13 protein-coding genes are annotated in these 14,463 nt (G+C 68.2%); 6 read left to right on the plus strand and 7 right to left on the minus strand.

Features of this window, described 5'->3' with window-relative positions:
- Nucleotides 1–72 precede the first annotated feature (72 nt).
- The 3 genes from ACWPN5_RS12245 to pdxH all read right to left on the minus strand — a co-directional run bounded on the left by ACWPN5_RS12245 (nt 73) and on the right by pdxH (nt 3,281).
- The gene (locus tag ACWPN5_RS12245; RefSeq protein WP_145686915.1) at nt 73–1,464 is read right to left on the minus strand and encodes a methyl-accepting chemotaxis protein; all 1,392 of its coding nucleotides are present in this window, start codon (nt 1,462–1,464) and stop codon (nt 73–75) included.
- Nucleotides 1,465–1,663: 199 nt separating this feature from the next.
- Nucleotides 1,664–2,635: a cation diffusion facilitator family transporter gene (locus ACWPN5_RS12250; RefSeq protein WP_145686917.1), complete on the minus strand. Its 972-nt coding sequence runs from the start codon at nt 2,633–2,635 to the stop codon at nt 1,664–1,666.
- 34 nt (nt 2,636–2,669) lie between these two features.
- Nucleotides 2,670–3,281 carry a pyridoxamine 5'-phosphate oxidase gene (gene pdxH, locus ACWPN5_RS12255; RefSeq protein ID WP_145686919.1) on the minus strand — a complete coding sequence of 204 codons (612 nt, stop codon included), beginning with the start codon at nt 3,279–3,281 and terminating at the stop codon, nt 2,670–2,672.
- Between the two features lie 181 nt (nt 3,282–3,462).
- Between pdxH and ACWPN5_RS12260 the strand changes: the two genes are divergently transcribed.
- The 6 genes from ACWPN5_RS12260 (at nt 3,463) to ACWPN5_RS12285 (ending at nt 10,209) form a co-directional block, all read left to right on the plus strand.
- Nucleotides 3,463–3,918 carry an RT0821/Lpp0805 family surface protein gene (locus tag ACWPN5_RS12260; RefSeq protein ID WP_145676938.1) on the plus strand — a complete coding sequence of 152 codons (456 nt, stop codon included), beginning with the start codon at nt 3,463–3,465 and terminating at the stop codon, nt 3,916–3,918.
- A 48-nt stretch (nt 3,919–3,966) separates the two neighbouring features.
- Entirely contained in the window at nt 3,967–4,920 is a 954-nt protein-coding gene (locus ACWPN5_RS12265) for a DnaJ C-terminal domain-containing protein (RefSeq protein WP_200477252.1), read from the plus strand.
- A 137-nt stretch (nt 4,921–5,057) separates the two neighbouring features.
- Entirely contained in the window at nt 5,058–6,848 is a 1,791-nt protein-coding gene (gene ftsH / locus ACWPN5_RS12270) for an ATP-dependent zinc metalloprotease FtsH (protein WP_145686923.1), read from the plus strand.
- 389 nt (nt 6,849–7,237) lie between these two features.
- Nucleotides 7,238–7,768, plus strand: a complete 531-nt coding sequence (locus ACWPN5_RS12275; RefSeq protein ID WP_492295570.1) for a hypothetical protein — start codon at nt 7,238–7,240, stop codon at nt 7,766–7,768.
- Entirely contained in the window at nt 7,765–9,339 is a 1,575-nt protein-coding gene (locus tag ACWPN5_RS12280; protein WP_145686927.1) for a SpoIIE family protein phosphatase, read from the plus strand. The genes ACWPN5_RS12275 and ACWPN5_RS12280 overlap by 4 nt, the downstream gene beginning before the upstream one ends.
- Before the next feature lie 138 nt (nt 9,340–9,477).
- Nucleotides 9,478–10,209, plus strand: coding sequence for a response regulator transcription factor (locus ACWPN5_RS12285; RefSeq protein ID WP_145686929.1), 732 nt, complete (start codon nt 9,478–9,480; stop codon nt 10,207–10,209).
- A 32-nt stretch (nt 10,210–10,241) separates the two neighbouring features.
- Here the strand turns inward: ACWPN5_RS12285 and ACWPN5_RS12290 are convergent, their stop codons facing one another.
- The 4 genes from ACWPN5_RS12290 to ACWPN5_RS12305 form a co-directional block, all read right to left on the minus strand.
- Nucleotides 10,242–11,291, minus strand: coding sequence for a sensor histidine kinase (locus ACWPN5_RS12290; RefSeq protein WP_145686931.1), 1,050 nt, complete (start codon nt 11,289–11,291; stop codon nt 10,242–10,244).
- Nucleotides 11,288–11,686 (minus strand): DUF1987 domain-containing protein, encoded by a 399-nt coding sequence (locus ACWPN5_RS12295; protein WP_145686933.1) that lies wholly within the window; start codon nt 11,684–11,686, stop codon nt 11,288–11,290. The genes ACWPN5_RS12290 and ACWPN5_RS12295 overlap by 4 nt, the downstream gene beginning before the upstream one ends.
- Nucleotides 11,687–11,712: 26 nt before the next feature.
- Nucleotides 11,713–12,276 carry a SiaB family protein kinase gene (locus ACWPN5_RS12300; RefSeq protein WP_492295573.1) on the minus strand — a complete coding sequence of 188 codons (564 nt, stop codon included), beginning with the start codon at nt 12,274–12,276 and terminating at the stop codon, nt 11,713–11,715.
- 159 nt (nt 12,277–12,435) lie between these two features.
- On the minus strand, nt 12,436–14,211 hold the full coding sequence (locus ACWPN5_RS12305) for an ATP-binding response regulator (RefSeq protein ID WP_145686936.1): 1,776 nt from the start codon (nt 14,209–14,211) through the stop codon (nt 12,436–12,438).
- Nucleotides 14,212–14,463: the final 252 nt, after the last annotated feature.

Consider the following 14,463-nt stretch of genomic DNA (forward strand, 5'->3'; position numbering starts at 1 on the left):
TTCAATGGATGCAATCACAAAACTGCAACATTCAATGGCACGCGAACCGGGGGGCGGGACGGAGGCGGCGGTTCAGACCTTGTAGGCCAGGCGCAGCCCGCCCCAGTGCCGCCCGCGCACGGTGATCGGAGCGGACACGTCCTTCATCAGGGTGTACTGGCCGCCGCCCATGTCGCGACGGTAGGTCTGGAGCAGGAACGGCTTCGTGCTGCGCCCCGCGGCGAGGCCGACCCGGTCGTTGAAGATACGCCGATTGCGGCAATTGGCCGCGTTCCAGGTCGGGTCGTTCCCCTGGGGCTGGCTGAACCTCCGGTTGTGAGTCGGCAGGTAGCCGTTCGAATCGACCGCCACGCAGAAGACGATGCGCTCGTTCTGCCCCAGCAGCGAATCGAGGACCTTCGGCAGCATGCGGTCGCAAAACTCGGTGAAGCGGGTCATGTGCTGCTGCGGGTTGGAGCCGGGGATGGGCTGGTAGTTGCTGTCGAACAGATCGCCCTCGCGCACCTCGCCGCGCGACAGCGCGTCCTCGAAGTCCGCGGAGATGCGCGACGCGGCGTCGCTGACCATGCGGATGAAGGGGGTGTCCACCGTCTCCACGTCCAGCTCGGCGGTGATGCCGATCAGCCGCTCGCTCATGCCGACCAGCGTGTTCACGCGGTCGCGCGCCTGGGCCAGATTGTCGCTGGACAGTTGCACGCCGACCGCGAGGTCGTCGATCTCGTGCTGAAGCTCCTCGCAGTTGGCGCCAATCTCCGAGGAGGCCGCATCGATCTTGTCCGTCTCGCCGTTCAGCTCCGCCATGGCGCGCCCGACGGTTTCGATGACGGCGCCGATGGCGGTGGTGCCCTCGCTCACCGCGCGGGCCTTGCCGGCGCTGGACGCGCTTTCGGCCATCAGGCGCTGCGCCTGGTCGTTCAGGTACTTCAGCGTGGCGTCGATCTCCGTCGTCGCCTCGCTGGTCTTCTTGGACAGGGCCTTGACCTCGTTCGCCACCACGGCGAAGCCGCGCCCGGCCTCCCCGGCGCGCGCCGCCTCGATGGTCGCGTTGAGCGCCAGCAGGTTGGTCTGCTTGGCGATGACGAAGATCTCCTTGGCGACCCGGCCGACCCGGTCCAGCGCCTCCTGAAGGCCGGCGATCTGCCCTTCGATGCTTCCCACGGCGGCGACGAGGGTGTGGATGTCGTTCATCGACCGCTGGACCCGGTCGTGGGATGATTCGACCTCCTGCCGGGCCTGCTCGGTCACGGAACGCGCCACGCTGGCGGCGGCGGAGATGCGCTGCGTGCTCTCCGACATCTTGTTCCCGGTGCCGCGCAACTGCGCGAAAACGTTGGCCTGATGGCCGAGGCGGCCGTTGACCTCCTCCACATGGCCCGCGATGTCCGCGATCTCGATGCCGAGATTGCCCGCTTCGGTGGCAATGTCCGCGATCAAATGAGAGCGGCTGCCGAACGCACTGTCCATCTTTCCGCCATCCGTTTCACAAGAATGCGCAGAGCGCTAAAATCCAATGCAATTATTACCGAACTCTTACAAATGCGCAACGGAGGAAGGGTCATTCTAAAAGGCAATGTGATCATTTATTGCGCATCGGTAACCCACGCGCAACCGGTGGCGGAAAAACGTCCGCCGGCGACGCCGCGGCGCCCCAATCAGCGGCACCTTACTCAGCGACGCCCGGGCCACCGGGGCTCTGGCCATCAGCGCTTTGCCCACCAACGCTCTGGCCGTCCGCGATGCGATGGTCCAGCCGGTCGTCCTGAAGGCCGGCGGGCTCCTGGTGGATCATGACCTCGGCGCCGGGGAAGGCGTCCTTCAGGCGGTCCTCGACCCGGTCGGTGATGTCGTGCGCCCTGGCGACCGACAGCGCGGGGTCGAGTTCCAGATGCAGCTCAATGAAGGCGCCGACGCCGGAGCTGCGGGTGCGCAGGTCGTGCATCCCCGCGACGTCCTGCTGCGCCTCCACCAGCGCGACGATGCGCTCCCGCTCCTCCGCCGGCAGCTCCCGGTCCATCAGAACGTTCAGCGCCTCGCGGGCGACCTTGCGGGCGCCGTAGAGCAGGAAGGCGGCGATGCCCAGCCCGAACAGCGGGTCGAAGGCGCTGATGCCGGTCCAGCCGGTCAGCAGGATTGCCAGGATGACCGCCGCGTTCATCAGCAGGTCGCCGGAATAATGCAGCCGGTCCGCCCCCACCGCGACCGAGCCGGTGGCGGTCACCACATGGCGCTGGAAGGTGATCAGGCCGGCGGTCAGCAGGATGGACAGCAGCATCACGGCGATGCCCACCGCCCCCTCGCCCACCGGCTGCGGGGTGACGAGGCGGCGCACCGCCTCGATGGTCAGGAACAGGGCCGAGCCGCCGATGAAGGCGGCCTGGGCCAGGGCGGCCAGCGCCTCCGCCTTGCCGTGGCCGAAGCGGTGCGCCTCGTCCGGCGGGCGCAACGCCGTCCGCACCCCGAGCAGCGTCACCACCGAGGCCATCATGTCCGTGCTGGAGTCGATCAGCGACGACAGGATGCTGACCGAGTCGGTCGCCAGATAGGCCGCCAGCTTCGCCAGGATCAGCGTCAGGGAGACCGACACGCTGGCGTAGGTGGCGTACCGGCGCAGCCGGTGCGAACGCGCTTCGCTCATGAGCGTCTTCTTATGTGGTGACGGTACCGGTCCTTTACGGGAAGAGACGCTCCGTCGTCCAGCGCGCCGGCTCCGGCGCCGCCGGATCACCCTCGCGCAGGTACACGAGCCGCTCGTGCAGGCGGAAGGGGCGATCCTGCCAGAACTCGATTCGCCGCGGCAGGATGCGGAATCCGGTCCAGTGCGGCGGGCGGGGAACCGCGCCCAGACCGAACTTGGCGGCGAACTGGGCGACCCGCTTCTCCAGCTCCCAGCGGCCCTCCAGCGGGCGCGACTGCTGCGACGCCCAGGCGCCGATGCGGCTCTCGCGCGGGCGGCTCTCGAAATAGGCGTCGGCCTCGGCGTCGGACACCTGCTCCACCGCGCCCTCGACGCGGACCTGCCGCTTCAGCGTCTTCCAATGGAAGCACAGGGCGGCGTTGGCGTTGGCCAGAAGCTGCTCGCCCTTGCGGCTTTCCGTGTTGGTGTAAAAGACGAATCCGCGCGGATCGATGCCCTTCAGAAGCACCATGCGCACCGACGGCGCCCCCTGCGCGTCGGCGGTGGCCAGCGCCATGGCGTTGGGATCGTTGATCTCGCTGCGGGTGGCCTCGTCCATCCAGTCCTGGAACAGGGCGTACGGGTCCCGGTCGTTGGATTCGCTCATTGTCCCCTCGTCACGCGGCCGTAGGCCCATAGTTTCAACGTCAGGTTTCGGCGCCGTTTCCGGCGTCTTGCCAGTTCACAAATATGCCCAATTCACAGATAGGATAGCCTCGCATATATGAGTGTCCACCGGTGCGCCAGAAGCAAGGCACGCCGGCTCCCAACCTTTCGAGGCAGCATCGATGTTCGTGAAGAAGCTCGTCCCGGCGGCGATGGCGATCGCCCTGCTTGCGGGTTGCGTCAGCACCTCCAAGGAAGCCACCAAGAACGCGGAGACCGTCGGCGGCCGGATCTCGTCGACCTACGGCAACGCGTCGGGCAAGGTCGCCTCCTCGGGCACCGGCCCGCTGCTGGGCGCCTTCATCGGTTCGGCCGCCATCGAGCCGTCGGACGCCGCCGCCGCCGAGACCGCGGCCAAGCGCGCCTACGCCGCCCCGGTCGGCGACAAGATCGGCTGGACCAACCCGGCGACCGGCCACTACGGCTCGCTGACCACGACGCGCGAGGGCTACAACAACGCCGGTCAGTATTGCCGGGAGTTCCACCAAACGGTAACCACGAAGAGCCAGACCGAATTGGCCTACGGAACCGCTTGCAAACAGGCCGACGGTACGTGGAAGATCGTCGCCAATTCGTAACGCCTCATCCCCGGGCTTCGGGGTGGAATAACTCTGTCCGTGGACCGCATGCGTGACCCTTACCAAATCCTCGGCCTCACCCGCTCCGCGAGCGCCGACGACATCAAGAAGGCGTACCGCAAGCTCGCCAAGGAGTTCCATCCCGACCTGAAGCCCGGCAACGCCGCGAACGAGGAGCGCTTCAAGGAAATCTCGGCGGCCTACACGCTGCTCTCGGATTCCGACAAGCGCGCCCGCTTCGACCGCGGCGAGATCGACGCCTCCGGCCAGGAACGGCACCACGGCTTCGGCGGCCGCTCCCGCGCCAACGCCGGACGCAGCCGCGCCTACAGCGGGGCCGGCGGCAGCGCCGGCGACGATTCCTTCTTCGGCGGCGAGGACTGGTTCTCCGACCTATTCAGCGGCGGGCGCAAGCGCGGCGGCGCGGCGGGCGGCGGCGCGGGCGGCGGCGCTTCCCGGTCGCGCGGCAGCGACATCAATTACTCGGTCTCCGTGCCCTTCGTCGAGGCGGCGCAGGGCACCAAGCGGCGCATCAGCCTGTCCAACGGCAAGAGCATCGACGTCACCGTTCCGCCGGGGACGGAGGATCAGGCCAAGCTGCGGCTGAAGGGCCAGGGGCTCCCCGGCGCCGGCGGCTTCGGGGCCGGCGACGCCATCGTCGAGGTCCATGTCGAGGCGCACCCCTTCTTCACCCGCCAGGGCTCCGACATCCACGTCGAGGTGCCGATCACCCTGAACGAGGCGGTTCTCGGCGCCACCATCCGCGTGCCGACCGTCAGTGGACCGGTCGCTCTGAAGATCCAGCCGGGGGCCAACACCGGCTCCACCCTGCGGCTGCGCGGCAAGGGCGTGATGAACCAGGCGACCAAGCAGGCCGGCGACCAGTATGTGAAGCTGAAGGTCGTCCTCCCCGACCCGCCCGACGCCGAGCTGGTCAAGTTCATGGAGGAGTGGTCGAGGACGCGCAGCTACGACGTGCGCAAGAAGGCCGGGCTGGAGTGACACCGGCCCGTTAACCCTCTCGTCACTTGTATGTCAAAGAATAGTCCTGGACCGAATGCGGTTGATGCCGGGCGGTGGCGCCTTCATCAATGACAGCGATGTGCCGGAAACGGTTTTCGCTGCCTTTGTAGGACGCCATGCCGCCGATCCCGAAAAAGTATCTGATCGCCCTCGCCGCCGTTGCTGCGCTTCTGCTTGGCTGGTTCGCCATTGCGGCCTGGGCCGACTACGCGCGCGACGGCGCCGAGGAGATCGCGACCTACAGCGACTTGGTGGCGGCGGCCGAACGGGGAGACATCGCCTCGGTCACCTTCCGCGGTGACGGGGCGCACGCCGTCACGCCGGACGGCCAGCGGCTCCGCGCCGTCGTTCCGGTCACCGACGATCTTCTGAAGGAACTGCGCGGGCGCAAGATCGCCATCGCCTTCGAGGAGGACGCCGGCGGGCTGGTTTCCGGCACCGTCTCCGTCCTGGAGAAGCTGGCGCCCTTCCTGGTGATCGGCCTGCTGATCGGCGCGCTTCTGCTCAGCGGCGGGCAGTTTCTCGGCGGCAGCCGGGCCACCCGCGTCCGCCCGAGCGACACCGGCACCGTCTTCGCCGACGTCGCCGGGGTGGACGAGGCGAAGGACGAGCTTCGCGAGACCGTCGAGTTCCTGCGCGACCCGCGCCGCTTCGCCATGGCCGGCGCCCGCGTGCCCAAGGGCATCCTGCTGGTCGGCCCGCCGGGCACCGGCAAGACGATGCTGGCCAAGGCCGCTGCCGGCGAGGCCGGGGTGCCCTTCTTCACCGTCTCCGGCTCCGACTTCGTGGAGATGTTCGTCGGGCTGGGTGCCGCGCGGGTGCGCAGCGTCTTCAAGACGGCGCGGGCCGCCGCCCCCTGCCTGCTGTTCATCGACGAGGTCGACGCCCTGGCCGGCAAGCGCGGCGAATCCAACTCCCATTCGGAGCGGGAGCAGACGCTGAACCAGCTCCTGGTCGAGATGGACGGCATCGTCAACGGCGGCGCGGGCGGCGGCGAGGTGGTGGTGATCGCCGCGACCAACCGCGCCGAGATGCTGGACCCCGCCGTGACCCGGCCGGGCCGTTTCGACCGCCACATCCACGTCGCGCTGCCCGACGTGGCCGGCCGCGAGGCCATCCTGGACGTCCACGCGGGCCGGCTGCGCCTCGCCCCCGACGTCTGCGTCCGCACGGTGGCGCGGGGCACGCCCGGCTTCTCCGGCGCCGAACTGGCCAACCTGACCAACGAGGCCGCGCTGTCCGCCGCGCGCAACGGGCGGGTCATCGTCGGCATGGCCGATTTCGAGGCGGCGAAGGACCGCGTCCTGATGGGCAACGAGCGGCGCAGCCTCGCATTGTCCAATCACGAGCGGCGCCTGACCGCTTATCACGAGGCCGGTCACGCGCTGGTCTCCATCCGCTGCCCGGAGGCCGACCCCATCCACAAGGCCACCATCATCCCGCGCGGCCGCGCGCTGGGCATGGTGGTGCGGCTGCCGGAGGGCGACCGCGTGTCGGTGTCGCGCGCCAAGCTGCTCGCCGACATCGCCGTCGCCATGGCGGGGCGCGCGGCGGAGGATCTGGTCTTCGGGCCGGACGCCGTCACCACCGGGGCCGAGGCCGACTTCCGCGCCGCCACCGACCTCGCCCGCCGCATGGTCACCGCCTGGGGGATGAGCGACGCCATCGGCTATGTCGCCCACGCCGGCAACGACCCCGCCGTCGTGCGCTCGGAACGCACCGCCTGGCGCATCGACGAGGAGGTCCGCCGCATCACCGACGAGGGGATGGAGCGCGCCCGCCGCATCCTGGCCGCCGACCGCGTCGCTCTGGAGCGGATCACCGCCGCCCTGCTGGAACGCGAGACGCTGAGCGGCGACGAGATCGGCGCGCTGGCGGCCGAGGAGCGGGAAACCGAAGCGGCCTAATGGTAAAAATCTTCTTTCACATTCAACGACAAAGATTGCTGCATACGCGCATACATTGGTAAAATGCCGTAGAATTTCCGCACAATCGTGCGATCAGCATCGGGGCTGAGGATGGCAAAAGCGGTTGCCCGCCGAACGATACTGGCTTTGGCGCTCGCCGGACTGACGGCGGGCGGCCTGCCCTCGTCCGGCCTCGCTGCAACAGCCGACTCCCCGGCCGGCCCGGTCGCCGTACCGGTGACCATCAAGGTCGGCGCCTACGAGTTCCCCCCTATGTCACCGAATCCGGCGGCGGCGTCACACAGGCCCTGCTCGACCTGCTGAACGCAGAGCAGACCGACTTCCGATTCGAGCTGGTCCGCACCTCTCCCCAGCGGCGCTACGAGGACATGGAGCGGGGCCGCTTCGACCTGATCGCCTTCGAAAGCCTCGCCTGGGGATGGAAGGGGCGCCCGGTGGACGCCTCGCGGGTGTATCTGCGCGACGCGGAGGTGTTCGTCGCCAAGGCCGGCCCGGGCATGGACCAGAGCTATTTCGACCGGCTCGACGACAAGACGATCCTCGGGCGGCTCGGCTATCATTACGCCTTCGCCGGCATGACCGCCGACCCGGAGATCCTGGAAAAGCGCTTCAACACCCGGCTGACCGTCACGCATGAGGGCAACGTGCGCAGCGTCGCCGCCGGGCGGGCCGCGCTGGCCATCGTCACCCGCTCCTTCCTGGCGCAATTCCTCAAGGCCAACCCCGACATGGCGCCGCAACTCCTGGTGTCCGACCGCACCGACCAGATCTACGAGCACACCATCCTGGTCCGCCGCGATGGCCCGGTCGGCGTCGCCTGGGTCAACGACACCCTTGATCGGCTGGAGCGCAGCGGCGCCCTTCCGGCGCTGTGGGCCCGCCAGGGAATCACCCAATGACCGAACTGCGCGCCCTCGCCGTCGGCCGGCGTGACCGCTCGCTGCTGACCCGCATCGGCAGCATCATCCTGGTCACCGCCGCCGCCGTGGGGGTGGTCGCCGTGGCCGTGTCGGCCAACATCGTGGAGCACCAGCAGTTCTCGGCGCTGACCAAGCGGGCGCAGCTGGTCGCCGCCATGCAGACCGACGCGCTGGCCAACCCGATCTGGGAGATCGACGACCGCGCCGTCCGCAACATCATCGATTCGCTGCGCGAGCGCGACCCGGCCATTCTCGCCGTCTCCGTCTTCGAGCCGGGGCACAGCGAACCGATGGCGGTGTCCGGCAACCCCAGGACCTCCGCCGACTCCACCACCATCGAGAAGGTCATCGACCTGCGCGGGCGCGACGGGGTGACCCGGCAGGTGGGCACGCTGCGGCTGCTCTATTCGACGGAGGAGGTCCACCGCAACACGCTGGAGGCCCTGCTGCCGGTGGTCGGGCTGCTGCTGCTGTCCCTGGTCACCGCCATCGCCATCATCAGCGTCATGCTGAACCGCGTCGTGCTCGGGCCGCTGCGGCGGCTGACCCAGGCGACCCAGGCGGTCTCCCGCGGCGATTACGGCGCCCGCCTCGCCACCGAGCGGGAGGACGAGATCGGCGTCCTGACCAAAACCTTCAACCGCATGGCCGAAACGGTCCAGGACTACACCCAGACCCTGGAATCCCGCGTCCAGGAGCGGACGGAGGCTCTGGCCGACATCAACCGCCGCATCATGGACAGCATCAACTACGCCCAGCTGATCCAGTCCTCGATCCTGCCGAAACCCGAGGTTCTGGACAGCGGGCTGGCCCAGCATTTCGTGCTGTGGCGGCCGCGCGACGTGGTCAGCGGCGATTTCTACTATTACCGCGAGGTCGAGGACGGCTTCCTGATCGGCGTCGCCGACTGCACGGGTCACGGCGTGCCCGGCGCCTTCATGACCATGACGGCCAGCGCGGTGCTGAACAACGTGGTCGACGGCATGGGCGCCGCCGATCCCGCGGCGCTGCTCGCCACGGTGGACGAGAAGGTGCGGGCGGCCCTGCATCAGGACGGCGATGCGGCGAGCTGGGAGGGCGGCTTCGACAACGGGCTGGACCTGGCGCTGTGCTACGTCCAGCCGGCGCGGCGGCGGCTCGTCTATGCCGGCGCCCGCCTGCCGCTGGCCATCGCCGGCCCGGACGGGCTGACCGAGATCCGCGCCGACCGCCGCAGCCTGGGCTACCGCGCGTCCGGCCCGACCCCGCCCTTCACGAATCACAGCCTGGACCTGCAGCCCGACCAGACTTTCTACATCTGCACCGACGGCCTGACCGACCAGTGCGGCGGGGAACGGGGGCGGAGCTTCGGCAAGCGCCGGCTGCACGGCGTGGTCGAGGAATGCCGCGCGCTGCCGCTCGACCGGCAGAAGGAGCTTATCGAATCCAGCCTGTCCGGCTTCCAGGGCGACCGCCCGCAGCGCGACGACATCACCATGGTCGGCTTCCGCGTCCGGCTGGCCGACGATCCGGCGGTCCCGACGCGGAACACACTGTGGGAAATCGCGTAACTAAGCGTGAGAGGGTTGCGTGATAGTGCAGCAGGGGGGCCGTCGTGGGGCGAAGTCGCTCGACCTACCATTCGAATTCATATAGTTTCCGCGCCGGCCCTATGAACAATAAGCACCGGTAACGGGGGAGCAGAGGGGATGGCGGCCGTTACGATCGTTGTCGTCGAGGACGAGGCGTCTCTGCGACGTGACATGATCGAGTATCTGCGCAGTTGCGGCTTCGATGCGGTCGGGGCGAAGAATGGGCGCGAACTGGACGAACAGATCGCCTCGCGCCCGGTCTCCTTGGTTGTTCTGGACGTCAATCTTCCGGGTGAGGACGGTTTCAAGATCGCCACGCGGCTGCGCGAGAATCCCGCCATCGGAATCATCATGGTGACCGCCCGCGGCTCCACCGTCGACCGGGTGGTCGGGCTGGAGTTGGGCGCCGACGCCTATCTGGTGAAGCCCGTGGAAATGCGTGAGCTGGAGGCTCAGGCCAAGGCCCTGCTCCGCCGTCTGGAGACCAGCAACGCCGCCATCGCCACGCCGGCCCCGCAACCTTCCGGCCAGCCCTCCGCGGACGAGGCCAGCTGGGTCCTGGACGCCACGGCCTGGGCGCTGACCAGCCCGGCGGGCGTGCGGGTCAGCCTGACGAGCATGGAGATGAAGCTGGTCTCGCTGCTGGCCGGGCAGGCCCGCCAGCCGGCGACTCGTGACCAGATTTCCGTGGCGCTCTACAACCGCCGTTGGAATCCCGACGACCGTTCGATCGACACGGTGGTCGGACGGCTGCGCCACAAGGTGGAGAACGCCATCGGCGAGACCGCCCCGGTCAAATCGGTCCACGGCGTCGGCTACGTGTTCTCCGCCCCCGTCCGGATGGTCTGACACCGTTCAGGCGACGGGTTCAGGCGGTGGGTTCAGGCGGCCGTCTCGTCCGGGGGCGTGTTCTTCGGGAAGGTCAGGACGAAGCGCGTCCCCTGCCCCGGCGCGCTGTCCGCCACGATCGTGCCCTTCAGCGCCCCGACCGCCAGATTATGCACGATGTGCAGGCCGAGCCCGCTGCCTCCTTCGCCGCGCCGGGTGGTGAAGAAGGGGTCGAAGATCCGGGGCAGATGGTCGGGCGGAATGCCGCGGCCGTTGTCGGCATAGACCAGCCGGACGGTGCCGGGCTCCGGCTCGTCCACGGTGATCGACAGGACGCCGCCCTGCCCCTCCGCTCCCTGCGCGTCGACGAAGGCGTGGGTGACGGAATTCATCACGAGGTTGGTCAGGATCTGCGACAGCGCGCCCGGGTAGCTGTCGACCACCAGCCCGTCCGGGCAGGACACGCCGATGGTGTGCCGGCCCTGGCGGAGCTTGGGCTCCAGGCTGACCAAAGTCTCCTGGATGTAGCGGTTGAGGTTGACGGCCCGCCGTTCGGCGCTGGCGCGGTCGACCGCCACCTGCTTGAAGCTGGCGATCAGCTTGGCCGCCCGCTCGCAATTGGTCAGGATCAGCGCCGCGGTGTCCGTGGCGGTGGCCAGATAGCGGGAAAAGTCCGCCTTGCTCAGCTCGCCCGACTGGGCGCGCCGGCGCAGCCCGGCGGTGGCGTCGGACAGGTGCGACGCGCAGGACACGGCGATGCCCACCGGCGTGTTGATCTCGTGCGCCACCCCGGCCACCAGGGCGCCCAGGGAGGCCAGCTTCTCGGCGCGGACCATCGCCTCCTGCGCCTCGCGCAGGTCGGCCAGCGCGGTCTCCGCCTCCTGCCGCCGGCGCTCCAGCTCCTGGTTGGCCGAGCCGAGCTGCGCCTGCAGCCGGTCGCTGACCCGGACCAGCCGGCGCTGCTCGCGCGTGCTGCGCTGGAACGCCTCCACCAGCGCCTCGAAGTCGGCGCGCAGCTCGGGCGCGGCGGTGCCCAGCCTCTCCCCCAGAAGGCGGGCCTGCTCGATGGCCTGCTCCTCAGCGGCGAAGAGGTTGAAGGTCATGACGCCCCGTCTGCGGGAATCTGTTTCAGCGTGAAGGCGACATGCTCCAGGTCCTCGGCGAAGTCCTCGCCCAGCTCCTGCATCGAATCGTCGTTTTCCTCGTAACACCAGGTGACGGAAATGCTGCGCCCGTTGCCGGCCGCCGTCTCCAGCATCTGGAAGATGTTCATCAGGGCCTTCGCGCTGGAGCTGTTGAAATACAGCAGCTCCATGTCGAAGCGGATGGGGTGGCCGCCCTCCTCGGCAAGGAAGCTGCGGAGCGCTGCGAAGATCGGGCCGAAGAAGGTCGCGACGTCGTCGGGATAGGACTCGCCGCTGAGGCGGAGCACGCCCTGGGCGAAGTCGAAATCGACCTCGGGCGTCCGGCCGGTTGCGGGTAATTTCAGGGATTCCATGGTCGTCCGGGTATCCACAGCCGCTCTCAGATCCGAGCCTTGAGACAAAAGAAGCTTTTGCCGTCGTCCAGTTCGAGGAAGTCGTACTCGATGGGTTCGCTGGCGCGCCGCGCAATCTCGATCAGCCCGATGTTCGCACCCCGCGCCCCCTCTTCCGGGTTTTCGCGCAGCTGCTCCCGGTAATAGGTCTTGAGCGCGTCCTTGTCCAAGCCCTTGAGATGCTCCAACCGGTCGCGCAGGCGCGGCACGTCGGCGTTGTACACGGTGTTGCCGCAGACGATGAAGACCTTCCCGCCTTCCATGCCGATGGTGACCATCCCGGCGCTGAGTTCGACCGGCTTCTCGCGCGCGCCGGTCACCTTCTCGGCCGAATAGCGGATGATGTTCTGCATCTGCTCGACGAAGACGGCGAAGACCCGGCGGACCGTCGGGCCGTCGGTTTCCTCCAGCGTCATCTTTTCCCGCAAGGCCTCGCCCAGGGAATAGAGTATCCCCTCGGACAGATAGCCACTGAACGAGAAAATGATGCCCTTCTCGTCAAGGTCCCGTTTGATCCCGGCATATTGCTGAGCGAGCATAATGGAGTCCACGGTTCTTCCGTTGGAGTGCGAAAAGGCCGTCCGCCGCGTCAGAAGGGTCCGGACCGGTTTCCGGACATCGCGTCGGCCTTGTTATGAGCACGTTACATTTCCGTCCGCCGCGCTGGAAGGATTATCAGGGGTGGACGGCGGCGGAGCGGCCTTGCGCGATCAGCCTTTCACGGGAAGACGGACGCGGAAGAGGCTGCCCTGCCCGACCGTGCTCTCGGCGCTGATCGAGCCGCCGTGCAGCAGGATGATCTGCCGGACCGTGTGCAGTCCGATCCCCGTCCCCGGCACGCCCGCCGAGCCGGTTCCCCGGTAATGCCGCTCGAACAGCAGGGGCAGTTCGTGCTGCGGAATGCCGCGGCCCTGGTCGGCGACCTCGACCACCGCCATGCACCCTTCGCTCTGGCCGCGCACGGTGATGCGGCAGTCGCCGTCCGAGTACTTGAAGGCGTTGTTCAGCAGGTTGCTGAACAGCATGCCCAGCAGATGCCCGTCGGCCATCACCATCGGCGGCAGCCGGTCGAGGTCCAGATGGAAGTCGCAGCCGGTGTAGGCGGTGCGGAAGGGTTCCGTCACCGAGCGCAGCAGCGCCCGCAGGTCGACCTCGCCCCGCTGCACCCGCAGCGTCCCGGCCTGCAGCCGCTCGTCGGTCAGGTGCGTATCGATCAACCCGGTCAGGCGCTGGACGCTGCTGCGGATGACGCGCAGCCGTTCCAGCGAGTCCGGGGTCTCCCGCTCCGCCCGCAGCGTCAGCATCTGGGCGGCGCTGTCGATGATGGCCAGCGGCGTGCGGAACTCGTGGCTGACCATGGTGACGAACTGGCGCTGCTGCTCGCGGGCGACCAGCTCCGCCTCCAGCGCCCGCTCCACCCGCTCCTTGGCGGCGACCAGGGCGGCTTGGTTGGCGGCCAGCTCGGCCGTCCGCTCGCCGACACGCCGCTCCAGCGACTGGTTCAGCGCCACCAGATCCTCGTACAGGCACACATTGTCGAAGCCGATGATGACGCGGGCGCAGAACAGCTCCAGCAGCCGATGATCGTCCTCGCGGTAGGGCTCGCTGCGCTCCAGCGCGAAGACCGTCGTCCCATGCTCCCGCGTGCGGAAGGCGAGGATGCAGCGCGACGATCCGAAATCGCTCTGCTGCGTCTCGAAGGCGGCGATCACCTGGGCGGTCAGGTCGGGTTCCAGCGTGTCCGACGCGGGCCGCCCGACGAAGCGCGAGAAGCGGCCGGAGCCGGCGACCACGGTGGCCCGCGTCTTGCCGTCTCCGCGGTCCACCAGGCGGCAGGCCAGGACGGCGCCGCCGCTGTGGTCCACGACCTTGCTGAGCTGGTCCACCAACTCTTCCACCAGCGTGCGCATGGAGCGGGTTTCGAACAGCGGGGCGGAGGCGGCGAGGATGCGCTCCAGCCCCTGGCGGTGCCGCTCGATGGTCACGATGTCGCGCCACGCCCGCAGGCCGCTGACCAGCGTGGTGAACAGGCGCTGGGCGGTGAGTTCGCTTTTGGCCTTGTAATCGTTGATGTCGTAGGCGACGACCACGTCCCGCTCCGGCGCCTGTCCGGGCTGGCCGGTGCGCAGGATGATGCGCATGCGGTGGTTGTTGAGGTCCTCGCGGATGAAGCGGACCAGACGCAGGCCGGCGTCGTCCGTCTCCATCACCACGTCGAGCAGCGCCACCGGGATGTCCGGGCGGGTCAGCAGAAGCGACCGCGCGGCGGCGGCGGACAAGGCGCTGACCACCTCGAACGGGCGGCCTTCGAACTCGAAATCGCGCAGCAGAACCTCGGTCATGGTGTGGACCTGGGGATCGTCGTCGACCACCAGGACGGGCCATGGGTCCGCTGGCCGGGCGTTGGCCGTGGAGTCGTCGGCGAAGCCGTCGTCGGGTCCGAACAACGGCTCGTCGTCCAGACCTTCGTCCATACCCTGGCCCATGCTCTCCTCCACGCACGACCTACCCAAATGGTTCCGCATCGACGGACAAGGAAGGCACCAAAGCGGTACGAGACCTAAGCCCACCCGTCCAGGGCTGTAGCAAATTGTCACAAAACGCCATGCAAAAGAGGCAGCTGGCACGAATTTGGGCCGATTCTGCCCTTTGATGAATACCCAAGTATTACTGTAATCTTTTATACTCTCCGAAATTGAGGGAGTTGACCCGCGTATGGACATGGATCTCAAGGGCGG

It is taken from the genome of Azospirillum sp. UENF 211521 (assembly GCF_058780535.1).